At 53.4% G+C, this 14,837-nt stretch carries 13 protein-coding genes; 7 read left to right on the top strand and 6 right to left on the bottom strand.

Going from position 1 to position 14,837, the window contains the following annotated elements:
* The first annotated feature begins 44 nt into the window (after positions 1-44).
* A complete protein-coding gene (locus tag G5229_RS05635) occupies positions 45-1,268 on the top strand; it encodes an MFS transporter (RefSeq protein ID WP_421208761.1) in 1,224 nt (407 codons plus the stop codon).
* 36 nt (positions 1,269-1,304) lie between these two features.
* On the opposite strand, the gene G5229_RS05630 is transcribed toward G5229_RS05635, so the two are convergent.
* Positions 1,305-1,658: a DsrE/DsrF/TusD sulfur relay family protein gene (locus G5229_RS05630; protein ID WP_005334901.1), complete on the bottom strand. Its 354-nt coding sequence runs from the start codon at positions 1,656-1,658 to the stop codon at positions 1,305-1,307.
* A 158-nt stretch (positions 1,659-1,816) separates the two neighbouring features.
* Here G5229_RS05630 and G5229_RS05625 point away from each other — a divergent pair, with 158 nt between their 5' ends.
* Positions 1,817-2,212, top strand: a complete 396-nt coding sequence (locus G5229_RS05625; RefSeq protein ID WP_421208760.1) for a DUF1090 domain-containing protein — start codon at positions 1,817-1,819, stop codon at positions 2,210-2,212.
* Between the two features lie 168 nt (positions 2,213-2,380).
* On the opposite strand, the gene G5229_RS05620 is transcribed toward G5229_RS05625, so the two are convergent.
* The 3 genes from G5229_RS05620 to G5229_RS05610 all read right to left on the bottom strand — a co-directional run bounded on the left by G5229_RS05620 (position 2,381) and on the right by G5229_RS05610 (position 4,989).
* Entirely contained in the window at positions 2,381-2,629 is a 249-nt protein-coding gene (locus G5229_RS05620; protein ID WP_005334896.1) for a YfhL family 4Fe-4S dicluster ferredoxin, read from the bottom strand.
* Between the two features lies 1 nt (position 2,630).
* On the bottom strand, positions 2,631-3,995 hold the full coding sequence (yegQ, locus tag G5229_RS05615) for a tRNA 5-hydroxyuridine modification protein YegQ (protein ID WP_421205236.1): 1,365 nt from the start codon (positions 3,993-3,995) through the stop codon (positions 2,631-2,633).
* A 256-nt stretch (positions 3,996-4,251) separates the two neighbouring features.
* Positions 4,252-4,989 (bottom strand): EAL domain-containing protein, encoded by a 738-nt coding sequence (locus G5229_RS05610; protein ID WP_421205238.1) that lies wholly within the window; start codon positions 4,987-4,989, stop codon positions 4,252-4,254.
* A gap of 221 nt (positions 4,990-5,210) precedes the next feature.
* On the opposite strand from G5229_RS05610, the gene G5229_RS05605 reads away from it, so the two are divergent.
* The 4 genes from G5229_RS05605 to G5229_RS05590 all read left to right on the top strand — a co-directional run bounded on the left by G5229_RS05605 (position 5,211) and on the right by G5229_RS05590 (position 10,149).
* Positions 5,211-5,939, top strand: a complete 729-nt coding sequence (locus G5229_RS05605) for a hypothetical protein (protein ID WP_421205240.1) — start codon at positions 5,211-5,213, stop codon at positions 5,937-5,939.
* A 29-nt stretch (positions 5,940-5,968) separates the two neighbouring features.
* Entirely contained in the window at positions 5,969-6,475 is a 507-nt protein-coding gene (locus tag G5229_RS05600; protein ID WP_421205242.1) for a CS1 type fimbrial major subunit, read from the top strand.
* Between the two features lie 70 nt (positions 6,476-6,545).
* A complete protein-coding gene (locus tag G5229_RS05595; RefSeq protein WP_421205244.1) occupies positions 6,546-9,002 on the top strand; it encodes a TcfC E-set like domain-containing protein in 2,457 nt (818 codons plus the stop codon).
* Complete coding sequence (locus G5229_RS05590; RefSeq protein WP_421208759.1) at positions 8,995-10,149, top strand: hypothetical protein; 1,155 nt, start codon at positions 8,995-8,997, stop codon at positions 10,147-10,149. Before G5229_RS05595 ends, G5229_RS05590 begins: the two co-directional genes overlap by 8 nt.
* 2 nt (positions 10,150-10,151) lie before the next feature.
* Here G5229_RS05590 and G5229_RS05585 read toward each other — a convergent pair whose 3' ends face one another.
* Positions 10,152-10,790 carry a response regulator gene (locus G5229_RS05585; protein ID WP_421208758.1) on the bottom strand — a complete coding sequence of 213 codons (639 nt, stop codon included), beginning with the start codon at positions 10,788-10,790 and terminating at the stop codon, positions 10,152-10,154.
* 121 nt (positions 10,791-10,911) lie between these two features.
* Between G5229_RS05585 and G5229_RS05580 the strand changes: the two genes are divergently transcribed.
* Entirely contained in the window at positions 10,912-14,370 is a 3,459-nt protein-coding gene (locus G5229_RS05580; protein WP_421208757.1) for an ATP-binding protein, read from the top strand.
* Here the strand turns inward: G5229_RS05580 and G5229_RS05575 are convergent.
* A complete protein-coding gene (locus tag G5229_RS05575) occupies positions 14,341-14,634 on the bottom strand; it encodes a hypothetical protein (protein ID WP_216953101.1) in 294 nt (97 codons plus the stop codon). The two genes, G5229_RS05580 and G5229_RS05575, sit on opposite strands and share 30 nt — an antisense overlap.
* Positions 14,635-14,837 lie beyond the last annotated feature (203 nt).

Below are 14,837 nucleotides of genomic sequence, written 5' to 3'. Positions count from 1 at the left end.
TGACAGGATCTTGTGGTAAGAGCTGCGGGGCATGGAGCATAGCGATGTCATGGAGCACCTTCAGGCAATTTACCCCGCTGGTCTGGATCGTCATTCTGGGTACCTTCATGGTGCGTACCAGCTACTACATGGTGTGGCCCTTCCTCTCCATTCTGCTCTATCGGGAGTATGACCTATCGGCCACCTTCATCGGCCTGTTGCTGGGTGGCTCGATGGCCCTCTCTACCCTGGTCAGTTTTTACGGCGGCTGGCTCTCTGATCGCTTCGGACGGCGCAGCATACTGCTGGCCGGTTGTCTGGTGGCGATGATCTGTTTCGGCCTGCTCGGCTTTTCCCATGAGGTGTTCTGGCTCGGGGTCGGGGTGATGGGCAGCGGTCTCTCGTCAGGGCTCATCGATGCCCCCGGCAAGGCGCTGATGGCCGACAGTCTGGCCTCGGCCAAGGCGCGGGAGTTGGCACTGCACCTGCGCTATTTTCTGCTCAACCTGGGGGCGGCGTTGGGGCCGCTACTGGGGGTGACCCTCGGGATCAACGCCCAGCAGGAGACCTTCCTGTTTCTGGTGGTGAGCTATCTGCTGCTGGCGCTGGCCTTTGGCTGGGGATTTCGCCGGGCTGGCAGCACAGGCAAGCCGGGTGCTGCTGGCCCCGGACTGCGGGATGCCATCAAGGTGTTGCTGGCGGATCGCGCCTTCCTGCTGCTGGTGATGGCCAATCTCCTGATGGTGCTGGTCTACTCCCAGTTTCACTCGCCGCTGGTGCAGTACCTGACCCGGGCCGGTATGCCGCAGGTGGCCGAGCTGGTTGCTCTGCTGGTGGCGACCAATGCCCTGACCGTGGTGCTGCTGCAGTTTCCGCTGCTGCGCTTGTTGTCACGCTGGCCGGTGCGGGTACGGCTTCATATCGGCATGGCGCTCTTTCTGGCGGCCCAGCTGCTCTTCGCGCTGGGGGACCCGACGGTGCGCAGCCACTGGTTTGGCGCTGTTCTGCTGCTCAGCATCGGCGAGACCATCCTCTTCCCCCTGCTCAACGTGCTGATCGACCAGATGGCTCCTACCCACCTCAAGGGGAGCTACTTTGGTGCCAGCGCACTGGCCGGGTTGGGAGGGGCCGCCGGCGCGCTGCTGGGAGGCTGGATCCTCGAGCAGTGGAGCGGTCAGTGGCTCTATGTGCTGATGGCGCTGCTTTGTGTGGCGATCTTTGCGCTTTATGAAGCAGGCGCCCGACATCATGGTCGGCGAAGTGCCCGGCAGGAGTCGGTGATAGGCTAACCGGGCTGACTTCGCCGCTGGCCAGCCCCTTATGGTTCAGAAGGTCAGCACCTTGTCGGCAGCCAGGGTCCATTGGGCCAGCATCGGCAGGGTGCCGACCTCAATGCCCTCGATCAGCGGCAGGGCGGTGATGCCACGGGCATCGGTGCAGGTCTTGCACAGGCGAATGGTGACGCCTTGCGCCAGCAGGATCTCCAGCATCTGGCGCAGGTTGTACCCCTCGGCCGGTGCCTGACCGGCCAGTGCTGCACTCACCGCATCGGACATCAGGAACAGCTTGAGGCTGGCACCACCCTGTTCGTTGAGGGCGATAGCGAGACGCAGGGCGTTGAACAGGGATTCGCTGCCATAGGGGGCACCGTTGGCAATGACCACAATTTGTTGATTCATAACAGACTCCCGATTGAAAAGAGCGCTATTGTAGAACCAACAGGGTGGCAATTGCGTGATGTCGCACAACTTCTGTCGCACCTTTTTCCCGCTTGCTTGACCCTGCTGCCGATCAAGGTTTTTATGGTCAGCTCGCAAACAAGACCGGATGAATCGAGATGTGGAAAGTATTGGGAGCCGGCTTGCTGCTGTTGGCGGGTCAGGCCTTTGGCAGTGAGGCGGTCGGTTGCAAGGCCCGTCTGCAGGCCGTCAACGACCAGCTGGTGTTTGCCAAAGCACACAACAACGCCGGGCAGATTGCCGGGCTGGAACAGGCCGCACGCAATATCAAGGCCAATTGTACCGATGAAGGTCTGCTCAAGGAGCAGAAAGAGCGGGTTAACAAGCTGCGTGGCAAGGTGGACGAGCGTCTGCTCGAGCTGCAGGAGGCGAGAGTCAGTGGCAAGCCGGACAAGATTGCCGACAAGCAGAGCAAATTGGAGCAGGCACAGACCGACTTGCTGACGGCGCAGCGGGAACTGGATGAATTGCACCGGTTGGTAAACAAAAAATAGCCATCATGGAGATGATGGCGGGATCAAAAAAGGCCGGGATTTCCCGGCCTTGTTGCATTTACTGTCGGTGCATCTGTACAAACTTCTTCATCAGCAGCGCTGCGGTTTCATCATATGGACGGGCTCCCGGAGGATGCAGCCTGTGAGTTGCTGATGCTGATACCGAGGTTACTGCCGATGCATCCGCACAAACTTTTCCATCAGCTGATCTTCGGTTTCCACATGAGCGGGATCCCAGATGATGCAGTCGATAGGGCAGACACTGATACAGGTCGGCTTCTCATAGTGACCGACGCACTCGGTGCAGCGACTGGGGTCGATCTCGTAAATCTCCTCACCCAGGCTGATGGCCTGGTTCGGACACTCGGGATCACACATGTCACAGTTGATGCACTTGTCGGTGATGAGCAGTGCCATCTCAGGCGGCCGAGTGGGGCTGACGGGTATCCTGACGCTCACCGAGGTTGCGCAGCAGGATGCCGTAGTTCACGTCCACTTCCTTCGGCACCGGCACATAGACCACGTGGCCGTTGCCCGGTGCGGTGTCGATCAGCTCGCCCTTGCGGTTCTGCATCAGCTCCAGATTGAAGCTGAGGTTGCCCTGCGGGGTCATCAGCTCCAGGCTGTTGCCCACCAGGAACTTGTTCTTTACCTCGACCTCGACCATGTCACCGTTGCGACCGGTGATCTCGCCGACGAACTGCTGGGTGTCGGAGACGGAGTAGCCGTAGTCGTAGTTCTGGTATTCGCTGTGGTTGTGACGGCGCAGGAAGCCCTCGGTATAGCCGCGGTGGGCCAGATTTTCGAGGGTGCCCATCAGGCTGCGGTCGAACGGACGGCCTGCAACCGCATCGTCGATGGCCTTGCGATAGACCTGGGCGGTACGGGCGCAGTAATAGAAAGACTTGGTGCGCCCTTCGATTTTCAGCGAATGGACGCCCATCTTGGTCAGGCGCTCGACATGTTCGACGGCGCGCAGATCCTTGGAGTTCATGATGTAGGTGCCGTGCTCGTCCTCGAACGCGCTCATGTACTCGCCCGGGCGGTTGGACTCCTCCAGCAGCACCAGTGCATCGCTCGGCTTGCCGAGGCCCAGCGTCGGGTCAACTTTCTGCACGGCGATGGGCTCCTGACGGTGGACGATCTGGCCCACGTCATCTTCTTTACCTTCGTGAACCTTGTACTCCCAGCGGCAGGAGTTGGTGCAGGTGCCCTGGTTGGGGTCGCGCTTGTTGATATAGCCGGAGAGCAGACAGCGGCCGGAGTAGGCCATGCACAGAGCGCCGTGAACGAAGACTTCCAACTCCATCTCCGGCACCTGCATGCGGATCTCCTCGATTTCGTCCAGCGACAGTTCGCGGGAGAGGATGACCCGAGTCAAGCCCATCTGATGCCAGAACTTCACCGTGGCCCAGTTGACCGCGTTGGCCTGCACCGAGAGGTGAATGGGCATATCAGGGAAAGCTTCGCGCATCATCATGATGAGACCGGGGTCTGACATGATCAGCGCATCCGGCTTCATCTCCACCACCGGACGCATGTCGCGGATAAAGGTCTTGAGCTTGGAGTTGTGGGGCTGGATGTTGGCCACCACATAGAACTGCTTGCCGAGGGCATGAGCCTCGTTGATGCCGAGCTGAAGGTTCTCGTGATCGAATTCGTTGTTACGCACCCGCAGACTGTAACGGGGCTGGCCGGCATAGACTGCATCGGCGCCATAGGCGTAGGCGTAACGCATGTTCTTGAGGGAACCTGCGGGGGAGAGCAATTCTGGTTTAAACATGTCGGACTCTTTATGTCTGATTGCAAATCAGGACAACGCCACCTGATGGCGTCGTAGTGGTTGAGTTGCGGTGCAAGATGCCCTCCGAGAGGATGCTCAATGCAGCGCGACCCGATGACGGCATATCCGGGGTTATCGAAAGAAGATGCGCCGGATATTCGGGGTGCGAGATTGTACTCGCCCCCACGTCATCATGCAATTTGGCAGGAAATTGTTGGCTGCGCGAGCCGACAGGATGCCGAAATGAAACAGCCGCTCAGGCCCAGCGGGAGAGGGGAGATGGCATGGCATGGGCATAACCCTGCTGATAGTCACAGCCGAGCAGGTTGGCTACCTCGATGTGTTGCTGGGTCTCAACTCCCTCGCACACCACCTTGGTGCCGAGCCGCTGCAGGTACTCTACCAGACCGGTGAGCATCCGCAGTGCATGGCTACTCTTGGTCGCTTGCAGCAACAGGGAGCGATCCAGTTTGATGATCTCGTAGGGCAGCGCCAGCACCCGTTGGAAGTTGCACTCCTGGGTGCCAAAGTCATCGCAGACGATATGGGCGCCGTGGCTGCGCAACACTTCAATCAGGGCCAGCTCCTTGTGCTGTAGCGGGGCGTGCTCGAGTACCTCGAACCAGATGTCGAGCCCTACCTTGCGCGCCTGGATCAGTACCAGCAACAACAGGTTCTGGTAGGTGGGGCTGTTCAGAGTCGGGTTGAGGTTGATTGAGAGCAGACTGGTGCTGCTCTGCGCGAGCGTCGGCAGGTCGCGCAGAATCGCTCTGAGCATGACGATGTCCAGATGAAGGGACTCCTCATCGCTGAGGGAGAGAAAGTCGATCCCCTGATAGCGCTGCTGGCGGGGTTCCCAGCGTCTGGCCAGCGCTTCAAAGCCGATGATCTGGCTGTTCCGGTCAACGATCGGCTGATAGAAGGGGATGGCAATATCCGCTGTTGCCAGGGATGCCACGTCACCGACCGAAAACTCTTCTTTGAACGCAAACATGGCGCTTACCTGTTGATAGACATAGGGGCGCATAATACAACAGGGATAGCAGAATGACCTGTAGGAATCATCTGATAATAAGAGTGCGCCTGTAATCAAAATAGGAATTCTCTTATTAACGTAATTTGTGAACTTCAATAGACTAGATACAGTTATATGCTTTTTCTTTTCGAAATCGAAGAGTTAAGAATCATGCTGCATTAAAAATTAGTGGAAGGCTCATGAAAAAAATATGTTCTGCATTCATTATTTTGATGTTCTTTAATAAAGATGTTTTTGCTTCTGCTGAAATAAATATAGGAACTTTGTATGACTATATGAATGGCCAGCAAAGTACCTATTTAAAACGGGTTCGTAATCAGGGCGATAGCACTGCCTTTATTAAGGTGGCAATCCACGAGATCATCTACGATGAGATGGGAAAACCATCAGAGTTGGCTGAGTTGACCGAAGGGCCTCGGCCGCTGATTGCTAGCCCCTCTCGCATGATTATTCCGGCCAATGGCATGCAGGCTACCCGACTATTATATATGGGGGGGCGGGACAAGGAACGTTACTTCAGAATTCGCTTCATTCCTGTTTTGCCAAAACAGGAGGATGGATTTGACTTGGGGGCCAATATAGATTCAGAGAGTCAGCAGGCAGTTTCTGCGGGTGTAAATATATTGACTGGCTTTGGCACAATTGTCTTTGTCATGCCTAAAGAAAGTCTATTTGATACCCAATTTATAAAAGAGGATTCCACGACAACAGTCATTAATAAAGGAAATACCACTATAGTGTTGGATTTTTTTGAAGAATGTGATTCACGGGGAAAAAACTGTTCAACGCCAAGCAAGATTCATTTGTTGCCAAACATGTCTAAACAATTAGTCAAAAAGAGTAATCACCTCTATCAGTTTTCATTGATAGAGGGTGATAAGAGCAGAAGCATCGTGATTGGTCACTGATGTTTCATATTCCCAAAAAGGAGAGAGTAATGAAAGTATGGATAGCAGTCCCTTTGGCCATGCTGGTGTCAGCCAATTTGATTGCTGCTGAACGTCTTGAGCATCAGGTTACAGTGACGGCTCAGATCCCGAGTGAGGCTTTCTATGTACAGCCGACAGGCGGTGACAACTGGATGAACGTACCGCAGAAGCTGGCTTACAACCCATATACCAAAAAGTTGGACAAGCTTACCAAGCAGTTGGATGTAAAAAGCACAATCGGAGCAATTACCGGTTATTTGACCAATCCGGCCATGATGGCCAGCGGTAATGACAACATCGCATTGACCGTAAAAATTGGTGGGGTCACGTTGGGGACAACATCCGTGGAAGTTATGAAGGCGGATGATGCCAAGACCGGCAAGTTGCTCGGGTTGGAAGTGATCCCGGCGGATGCTCCTGTCGCGGGTTATAAGCCAGGTAACTACCAAGGTGTGGTCAACATGATTTTTGAGTCGGAAGCTCCCAAAGGAGAAGCACCCAAAGGCGGCGTATAAACCGATTGATGGAGGCTCCCTGCATCAAGGGAGCCTTTTTGTCTGTGCTTAGAAGAAGTGGGATAGATACATGCAGTATTTCTCTTTCCTGTTGATCCTGGTTGTGTTTTGCGCACCTGCCTGGGCCACGGGTAGGCATGTTGCACAACCCCTTGATCTGTTGCAACAAGTAGAGGGTTTGCCTGATGGCTTTGCCGATCACTTCTTCGGCGTCCCGCTGGCGGTGCGCATTCTGGTGGATGGGCAGTTGTTGGGGGAAGGCGAGATAGTGCTGGGCAAAGACACCAGCGTACAACTGTTGGCTCTGACCAGCAGCCATGAAAGTGAGCTGGACGAGCGTAGCCGTCAGCGTTGGACCAAGGCGCTGGAGGCATCCCATCGACTGGGCCCATGTCAGAATCCATGCGCTGACGAAGTGCTGGCGCTGGAGTACAGCCTAGAGAACTCCCAGTTGTCGGTGCTGACGGCCGGTGCCGAGAAGGGACAGCCGCAGAACCGTTATTACAATCTGCCCAGTGGGGGCAGCTATGGCGCCCTATTGCGCCATCAGTTGAACCTGACCCAGGAGGAAGGTGAGCTGCGTAGTGGCCGTTACAACCTAATTGCACAGGGAAGCATAGGCCAATGGACTCCGCTGTTTGAGGGAGAAGTGAGCCGGTCAGGAAATGGGCAGGTGGCGCAGCACCATGTACAGCAACTTTATGCCGAGCATGAAGGAAAGGGGCACTTCTATAGGTTGGGCTACTTCTCGCCTTATGCACAAGGTTTGGTGCGTCAACCTACCCTGTTTGGCGGGGGAACCCCGACCGTGTTGGGTGTCATGCTGGGGGACTCCGACACCCTGTTGATAGAGCAAGGCCAGGCCAGTACCACTCCTGTCTATGTCACCCCGAGCCGGCCCGGCATGGTGGAGATCTATCGGGATGGGCAGCTCATTAACTCGCAGCAGGTGAGTTCGGGGCTGCAGGCACTGGACACCAAGGTGTTTCCTGCTGGGATCTACGAGGTGGAACTGCGTGTGCTGGAAGATGGCCAGATTACCGAACGGCGGCGCGAGATGATCTACAAGCCGATGAACTGGCAAAACCCTGATGAGGCATGGCGTTTCAACCTGTTTGCTGGCCAGCAGACCCGCCTGTTCAGCAACTTGGAAGAGGACACTCCCAGTCCTCTAAGTAGCGGTATCATGCTCAATTATTTGCTCACTCCCTCCGTGATCGTCGGGGCATCCAGCCAGTATATCGACCAGCGCTGGCAGCACGGCCTTTCTGCCGACTGGAGCCTGAATGATCAGTGGCGGCTGTTTGGTAACCTGATGTCGACACAGGAACTTGGAAGCGGCTTCGATCTGCAGGCCTTGTATCACTATGGCGAGGGTAGCTTGGTGCTCAGCCACCAGCAGCAGCACCAGAAAGGGCCAGTTTGGGAGGGGAGTCACGACCTCAAGCAGAGCAATATATCGTTGCAGCAGCGGCTCGACGAGCGACACTTTGCCAACCTATATTTGGCACATCAGGCGGAGCGTGGGTTGGGGGTTGATCTGGGCTGGCGTTACAACGGCGAGCTACTCGGTCAGACGGTGAGCTGGAACCTGACGGTATTTGACCGGCCAGGTAGCATCAGTACCGATAACGCGAGGGACAGGGGGAGTATGCTCTCTCTAAGCATGAACTTGGGTGGAGAACGTAGTCAATTGGCTGTCGGTATAGGTAGTCGAACCTCCCGTTCCGGCGGGCAAGAGCGTAACGGATCTCTCAGTTACCAGCAGTTACTGGAGTGGGGGGCCCTGCAGAGCGTCGGGGTAAATCTGACAACTGACAGTTATGGCGTCGGCACAGCAGGCTATGCCAGGTTTCAGGGGGATCTGGTCAGTGGTGATGCCTACCTGCTGTCTTCCTCCTATAACCGTACTCTGAGCGGTGGGCTCAATCTTGACAGCACCCTGGCGTTTGGTGATGAGGGCAGTCTGACCATGACCGGCCAATCTCAGGGGTATGAGGCGGGCATGATAGTGGATCTGGAGTCCGATATGCCTGATCTGATCTTGCGTGCCGATGACGATCAGGGTGGTAATTTAAAGTTGCGGCCAGGGCGCAACCTAATACCCGTAGCAGCCTATCGCAGCGGTGCTGTTGAGCTGGATCTGGCTGGCCATGATGCCCCCTCGGTGAGCATTCGCCCCAACGTGTTGCCTTATCACCTCAACAAGGGGGGGGTGGCCTATCATCAGGTTCACGTCATGAAGACGGTAACAGTCATTGGTCGTCTGTTGGATGAGAAGGGGGCTCCTTTGAAGGGGGCAATGGTTGTCAATCATGCAGGTAGAACCATGAGTGAAGTGGATGGTTTTTTTGCCGTTGAGATGAGCGCCCGCAATCCAATCTTGAAAATGGAGATAAACGGCATTAGCCAGTGTGAGACTGTTGTCGATGTCCCCACTTTACCAATAAATAGCAGAATACTATTTTTAGGTGATCTAGCCTGTCATAGTTTAGAAACAAAATTGAGTTCAGTTAAATATGATTAAAACATTAATTTTTATATTTATATTTATGATGCCATTTACGATGGCGCATTCCGTCGTTTTGAAGGTCAATGCAGAATACTCACAATCACGGGATAACCCTGGAAAAAATGAATTTAGAATTACAGACCCTTGTATAAAACTACCACTATCTTATTTCTGTGATGATAATGTGTCTAGAGTGGTTGCTGTGGATGCAGATATTGACAAACCAATATTTAGAGGTAGTAATGCATGGGACCGATTTTTTTTCCATAGCTTCCCTAGAGAAAAATCTGTCACACTGACTAGTCCCACAGGCAGTAAAGTGAACATGAAATTCTCCTTTACTCATACCGGCTATACTCTAAAAAATGTAGGGGTGGATATTGGTGATGCATATCAGGCGCATCCTAACTCGAACTGTTCCCTAGTTGATCGAGATACCGCGAGTAGCACCAAAACAGTATTTTATTCAATCGCGGCCAACGCTCAAAAAAATGGGGGTTCATGTTACACGAAAATATATCCAAACCCAATTAAAAGGATCAATGCGATAATAAGTAAATATTATTTTGGTTATAAACTTTCTGCTGATAACATAGATACTATTCCGAATGGTCGATACCAAGGAAGAGTGACACTTACTATTGGTTCATCAAACAAAGATCTTGATCTTGGTAATTCGGCATATAGAGCACCATCAATTATCGAAATGGATATATCTTTAGTTGTAAGAAATCAAATGAAAGTAGAGTTTCCTCATGGTAGTAATACAGTTGTCTTGACGCCACCTAAAGGCTGGTGGAATTCCACATTGCCTACAGTATTAAACTCAAGGTTACCTGTGAGAATATCAAGTGATACGCCTTTCTGGATCGGTTTGATGTGCCAGTATACACATGTGGGGGGCGGGCAATGTGAAATAAGAGATCGCTCTGGTAGCCATAGAGTACCAATTGTTATTTCACGTAATAATGCATATGGGAAGTTTATTTTAAGTCCATCCGTGAAAGTGCCATTTAAGAATAGTAAAGAAAGTGCCAATGATTTTTTCTTATTTGAAATAGAACAGTCTAAAGTTGATGAAATGAGGAAGCGACCAGGAGCTACATATAAAGGCATTGTGACATTAATTGTCGATGCAACAATACCTGTTGGTGGTATGTAATATTAAACTAAACCGTTATTTTGTGCATAAAAAAACAGTTCACTATCGCTTTGCAAGCCTAGGCGCATCATGGCGCTCTTTTTCTGTGTACTGATGGTCTTCACACTGCGATTCAAGTGTTCTGCTACCTGGGTGACCGACATGCCACTGGCCAGCAAACGCACTACCTCGCTCTCTTTTGGTGTAAGCGGGGTGAGATCGGTGTGACGAGATATGCCGGCCTCAGTCAGCAGGGTTTTAACAGACTTACCTATATAAGTGTGGCCAAGCAGCACTTGGCGAATGGCTTCTGATAACTCAGTGATAACAGATTTTTTTAATATCAGGCCACTAATCCCACATTGAAGCAGAGCCTGTAATATTGCATTGTTGTGGAGTTGTGTCAGTACAATGATCGCCAAATTGGGATACTCTCTGCGTAATTGCTGTACCATTACGAGGCCATCACTGCGACTATCACCCGGCATGCTGAAATCCGTTATCAGCAAGTCACATGGCTGTTGCCTTAATAAAATATACAAATCAGAAACCCTATATGCCTCTGCTACGACATCACAGCGTGGGGTTATTTTTTCAATCAGGCTACGGATACCAGCTAAAATCAATGGATGATCATCGGAAAGTATAATCCTAAAGGTCATAAGTGAGTCTCTCTTGATGCGATTAGTAAAATTAAGGCTATCAAAGCTGACATTGATATACTACCGTACGATCCCTGTTTTTTATATGCATACACTGATTTGTAAAAATATGTAAACCACTATGTCGATATGTTGCTCAATAAAGTCATTGCTCAGTCAAATTACCATTATTTTTGGATTTTCTTTATTCTTTACCCCTGTGTTACAGGCTTCTGAGCCGCCTGAGGTTGCCACTATTGAAGTCGGTATATTAGCAGGAGGATGGGCTCCATTTCAGCGATGGGATGGTAAGGTTGCCGCTGGATTCAGCGTGGAATTAATGGAGCAATTAGCTAAAAAACTGGATTACCGGATTGCCTGGCATGCCTACCCTGACTGGGATGCCATGTATGCGGATATTTGCCGTGGCAAGATTGATCTCTTGCTCGATGCTTTTAATGCTGGGGGACGCCCATGTGTCACCTACAGTTTGCCCTATTACACCTCACCGACCGTGGTAGTTGTGCGTCAGGACAGCGCCCTCTTTCGCGACGTGAGCCGGTTACAGTCTGCGAGCATTGCCATCGAAAAGGGCTTTATGACCGAGACGCTGGTCAAGCTGCACTATCCGAAGGTCATACCGCGGCTCTTCGTAGATACTCGCAGCGCACTGCAGGCGGTGGAGCAAGGGCGAGCGGATGTCTATATCGGCAATCTGTATGTAGCCAACCTGTTTATCAAGCGTCACCCTGCGCTGGCGGTTGTTGCACAGTCTCCCCTGTTGATGGAGACCCTTCATCTTGCTGTTGCCAGCCAGAATCAAACGCTTTCTACCCAGCTTAATACTGCCATTCAGGCGTTGACGGTCGAGACCCGCAGCGAGCTTGAGAAGCGCTGGTTGGGGGAGAACCTGGTCCCCAACTTTATGGGGCACAGTAATTTTTTGCTGCGCCCTGATGAGCGAGCATGGTTGTCGGCTCTGCCACCATTGAAGTTAGGATTGAGTCCCAATTGGATGCCTTTCTACTATCGTGACAGGGATGGCAATCTGGTTGGAATGGTAGTTGACTATCTGGCGCTGCTGCAAGAGAAGCTTGGCTTGGCTTACAGCAGGGTTCCGGTTCAGAGCTGGCCTGATCTTCAACAACAGTTGCTGCATCATGATGTCGATCTTGTTGTGCTGCCAACCCGCATCATCGACAGGTTGATGGGTTGGCATGCCAGCCAGCCTTTCGCATCATTTCCCATGGTATTGGTGACGGCAAGCGGTACGCCCACCATAGGAGATATCACGGACCTGACAGGCAAGCGACTGCTATTGACCGACGGTATGTTAATTCCACAGATCAAGGCGCTGTTGCCGGATGTGACGATTAAGGTGACAAGCAACGCCAGTGAAGGGTTGGCGGCAGTTGCGGCTGGTGAGGGGGATGCCTATATCGGCAACCTGGTGGTAGTCTCGCGACTCATTGCGGATCAGTTTGAAGACCAGCTTAATATTGCGGCTCCTTCGCCCTTCAAGGATGAGCTGGTGGTAGCGGTACGTGAGCCCTATACCCCTCTCTTGCCTTTGGTCAATCGGGTGCTGGCCAGCATGAGCGACAAGGAGCGACGGCAGATCCGCAATACTTGGTTGGCTTTGAACTACAGCGAGGGGGTGTCATGGCAGCAACTGATGCGCACACTTATCCCGCTGGGGTCGGGTATAACCCTCTTTATACTGGTTATCTGCATTGCGTATTGGCGCCTTCGTCAGGAAATTACCAGACGTCGGCAGGTGGAGCTGGCACTGGCCAGAGCGAAAGAGCGGGCGGAATCGGCGGCGACCATGAAAGGGGAGTTTCTGGCCACCATGAGCCACGAAATTCGCACCCCCATGAATGGTATCGTCGGCATGGCGGAGCAGCTCACCTTCACCGAGCTGACTCAGGAGCAGCGCCAGATGGTCGAGATCATCAACCGCGGTGCCCTAGGACTGCATGCACTGATCGACAATGTGCTCGACTATGCCAAGCTGGAGGCAGGCAAGATGCAGCTCGAGCAAACCCCGTTTCTCCTCCGTGAGCTGATCGACAGTGTGTTGACCATGACGGTGAGCGAGATACACCGCAAGGGGTTGCGTGTCTACTTGTGGGCTGATGCCGGTGTTGCGGCCCGGGTAAGCGGCGATGAGCTGCGTTTGCGTCAGATCCTCTTCAACTTTGTCAGCAATGCCATCAAATTTACCGAGCGGGGCTTTATCGAGATTTCGGTGCAACTGCTGGCACAGGGGGAGGGACAACAGCAATTGCGCTTCGGTGTGCGCGACAGTGGCATCGGCATGACACCCGAAGCGCGTGACCGGATCTTTAATGCCTTTGAGCAGGCGGAGAGCTCTACCACCCGCAGTTATGGTGGTACTGGCTTGGGGCTGAGTATCTGCCAGACCCTGGCCACCTTGATGGGGGGCGAGATCCGGCTGGAGAGTGCCCCGGGGCTCGGCACTTTTATCACCTTGACAGTCACGTTGCCTGTTCTGGTAAAGCGAGAGCCGGATCTCCGTCTCAATGGCCTGCAAGCCAGCATTGAACTGCATGACGATAAGCTGTGTCACACCCTGTTACTGCATCTTGACGCGCTGGGAGTCACGCGAACGTCGCCCCCTGATAATGCTCAGTTGCGTTTCAGTGACCATGACCTGGCGGCTGAGGGCGTTATCCGGGTGCTGCCGCTGGCAACCCCTCTTGGCTATCGCAGTGATGAGAAGGGTTACATTCTCAACAGCAATCCCATGACCTGGCATGCAGTGCGGGAAGTCTGCTATCGCCAGCTGGTCTTGAGCGATGAGACCGCCTCACAATTGATGCCCAATAGCGCTGCGCGTGGGTCCATGCTGCCCTGTCGGATACTGCTGGTGGAAGATAATCCCCTTAACCAGCAGCTGGTGATACGCCAGCTCGGGCAGCTCAAGCTGAACTGCGAACTGGCTGAGCACGGCCAGCAAGCCCTCGAGATGGTCGCGCAGTATCCCTATGATCTGGTGCTCTGTGACTGTCAGATGCCGGTGATGGATGGCTATGAGTTCACGCGCAGGGTACGGGCTGGGGAGGATAAGAAGCGCTTGCTGATCATTGCCATGACGGCCAATGTCATGCCTGAGCAGGCTGAACGCTGCTTTGCCGCCGGCATGGATGATTTGCTGGGCAAGCCGGTGCTGCTGGATGGTTTGCGTCAGATGCTGCAAAAGTGGCGTATCCTGCCATCGCCATCCTTGATTGATGTCGCGGCCATGGAGGCATTTTTTGGCCAAGGTGACAAGTTACGGCAGATGTTTCCGCTATTTCGCCAAGAGCTTGAGCAAGCGATGGTGCAGCAGCCACAGGATGACAAGGCACTGGCGAATTGGGTGCATCGTCAGGCGGGGACCATCAGCATGATGATGGCGCCGCAGCTGGCTGAAGAGGCATGGCGACTGGAAGAGAAGATCCGCCAGCTCGGGTCCTCATCTTGTGCTGATGAGCTGACCGGATTTCGTGCCCAATTACAGCAAATCATCGGGGAGCTGAGGGGGTTAAGCGAACGGTATGAAGAGTCAGTTGTTGTCGAGGGAGAACTGAAATAAGGGGAACTGCTCACTCATAAAATCGCGGGGTGTATGGCCATTACCAGCCCCAGCCAGCCACTCCCAGTCCAGTCTTGGCGAGCCCGCTTTAAAGCGCTGGTAGGCCACTCCCTTGTGAACCGTCAGAAAAAGAGTCGTGGGGAGTCCCAGCTTGTTGCTGTAGCGCACCATCAGATCGCCCTGATAGTCGTTGCTGATTCTGATTTTGAGTGCCTGCAGTGTCAGACCTGTTGCGTGGCCATGCTCATCCCAGACTTCAAACATGATGTGAACACTCTGATGTTGATGATGCCACGATGAGCAAGGTGGGATGCAATTGCAACTGTCAGATCTGACAAGGGCGGAAAGTGTGAGTGGGCAAGAAAGCGAAAACCCGGCGCAAGGCCGGGCTTTCTGAATGATGGTGGAGGGAGAAGGATTCGAACCTTCGAAGGCAGAGCCGTCAGATTTACAGTCTGATCCCTTTG

This window comes from Aeromonas sp. 602396 (genome assembly GCF_049173735.1).
GTDB classification, from domain to species: Bacteria; Pseudomonadota; Gammaproteobacteria; order Enterobacterales; family Aeromonadaceae; genus Aeromonas; species Aeromonas veronii_A.
The sequence above is the reverse complement of the archived record's forward strand: the minus strand, read 5'-3'. Positions and strand labels throughout refer to the sequence as shown.

Coding starts and splice junctions, on each gene's coding strand:
- G5229_RS05575 (WP_216953101.1), bottom strand. CDS start 14,634: ATGTTTGAAGTCTGGGATGAGCATGGCCACGCAACAGGTCTGACACTG.
- G5229_RS05585 (WP_421208758.1), bottom strand. CDS start 10,790: ATGACCTTTAGGATTATACTTTCCGATGATCATCCATTGATTTTAGCT.
- G5229_RS05620 (WP_005334896.1), bottom strand. CDS start 2,629: ATGGCACTGCTCATCACCGACAAGTGCATCAACTGTGACATGTGTGAT.
- G5229_RS05600 (WP_421205242.1), top strand. CDS start 5,969: ATGAAAGTATGGATAGCAGTCCCTTTGGCCATGCTGGTGTCAGCCAAT.
- G5229_RS05625 (WP_421208760.1), top strand. CDS start 1,817: ATGTGGAAAGTATTGGGAGCCGGCTTGCTGCTGTTGGCGGGTCAGGCC.
- G5229_RS05595 (WP_421205244.1), top strand. CDS start 6,546: ATGCAGTATTTCTCTTTCCTGTTGATCCTGGTTGTGTTTTGCGCACCT.
- G5229_RS05635 (WP_421208761.1), top strand. CDS start 45: ATGTCATGGAGCACCTTCAGGCAATTTACCCCGCTGGTCTGGATCGTC.
- G5229_RS05590 (WP_421208759.1), top strand. CDS start 8,995: ATGATTAAAACATTAATTTTTATATTTATATTTATGATGCCATTTACG.
- G5229_RS05580 (WP_421208757.1), top strand. CDS start 10,912: ATGTCGATATGTTGCTCAATAAAGTCATTGCTCAGTCAAATTACCATT.
- yegQ (WP_421205236.1), bottom strand. CDS start 3,995: ATGTTTAAACCAGAATTGCTCTCCCCCGCAGGTTCCCTCAAGAACATG.
- G5229_RS05610 (WP_421205238.1), bottom strand. CDS start 4,989: ATGTTTGCGTTCAAAGAAGAGTTTTCGGTCGGTGACGTGGCATCCCTG.
- G5229_RS05630 (WP_005334901.1), bottom strand. CDS start 1,658: ATGAATCAACAAATTGTGGTCATTGCCAACGGTGCCCCCTATGGCAGC.
- G5229_RS05605 (WP_421205240.1), top strand. CDS start 5,211: ATGAAAAAAATATGTTCTGCATTCATTATTTTGATGTTCTTTAATAAA.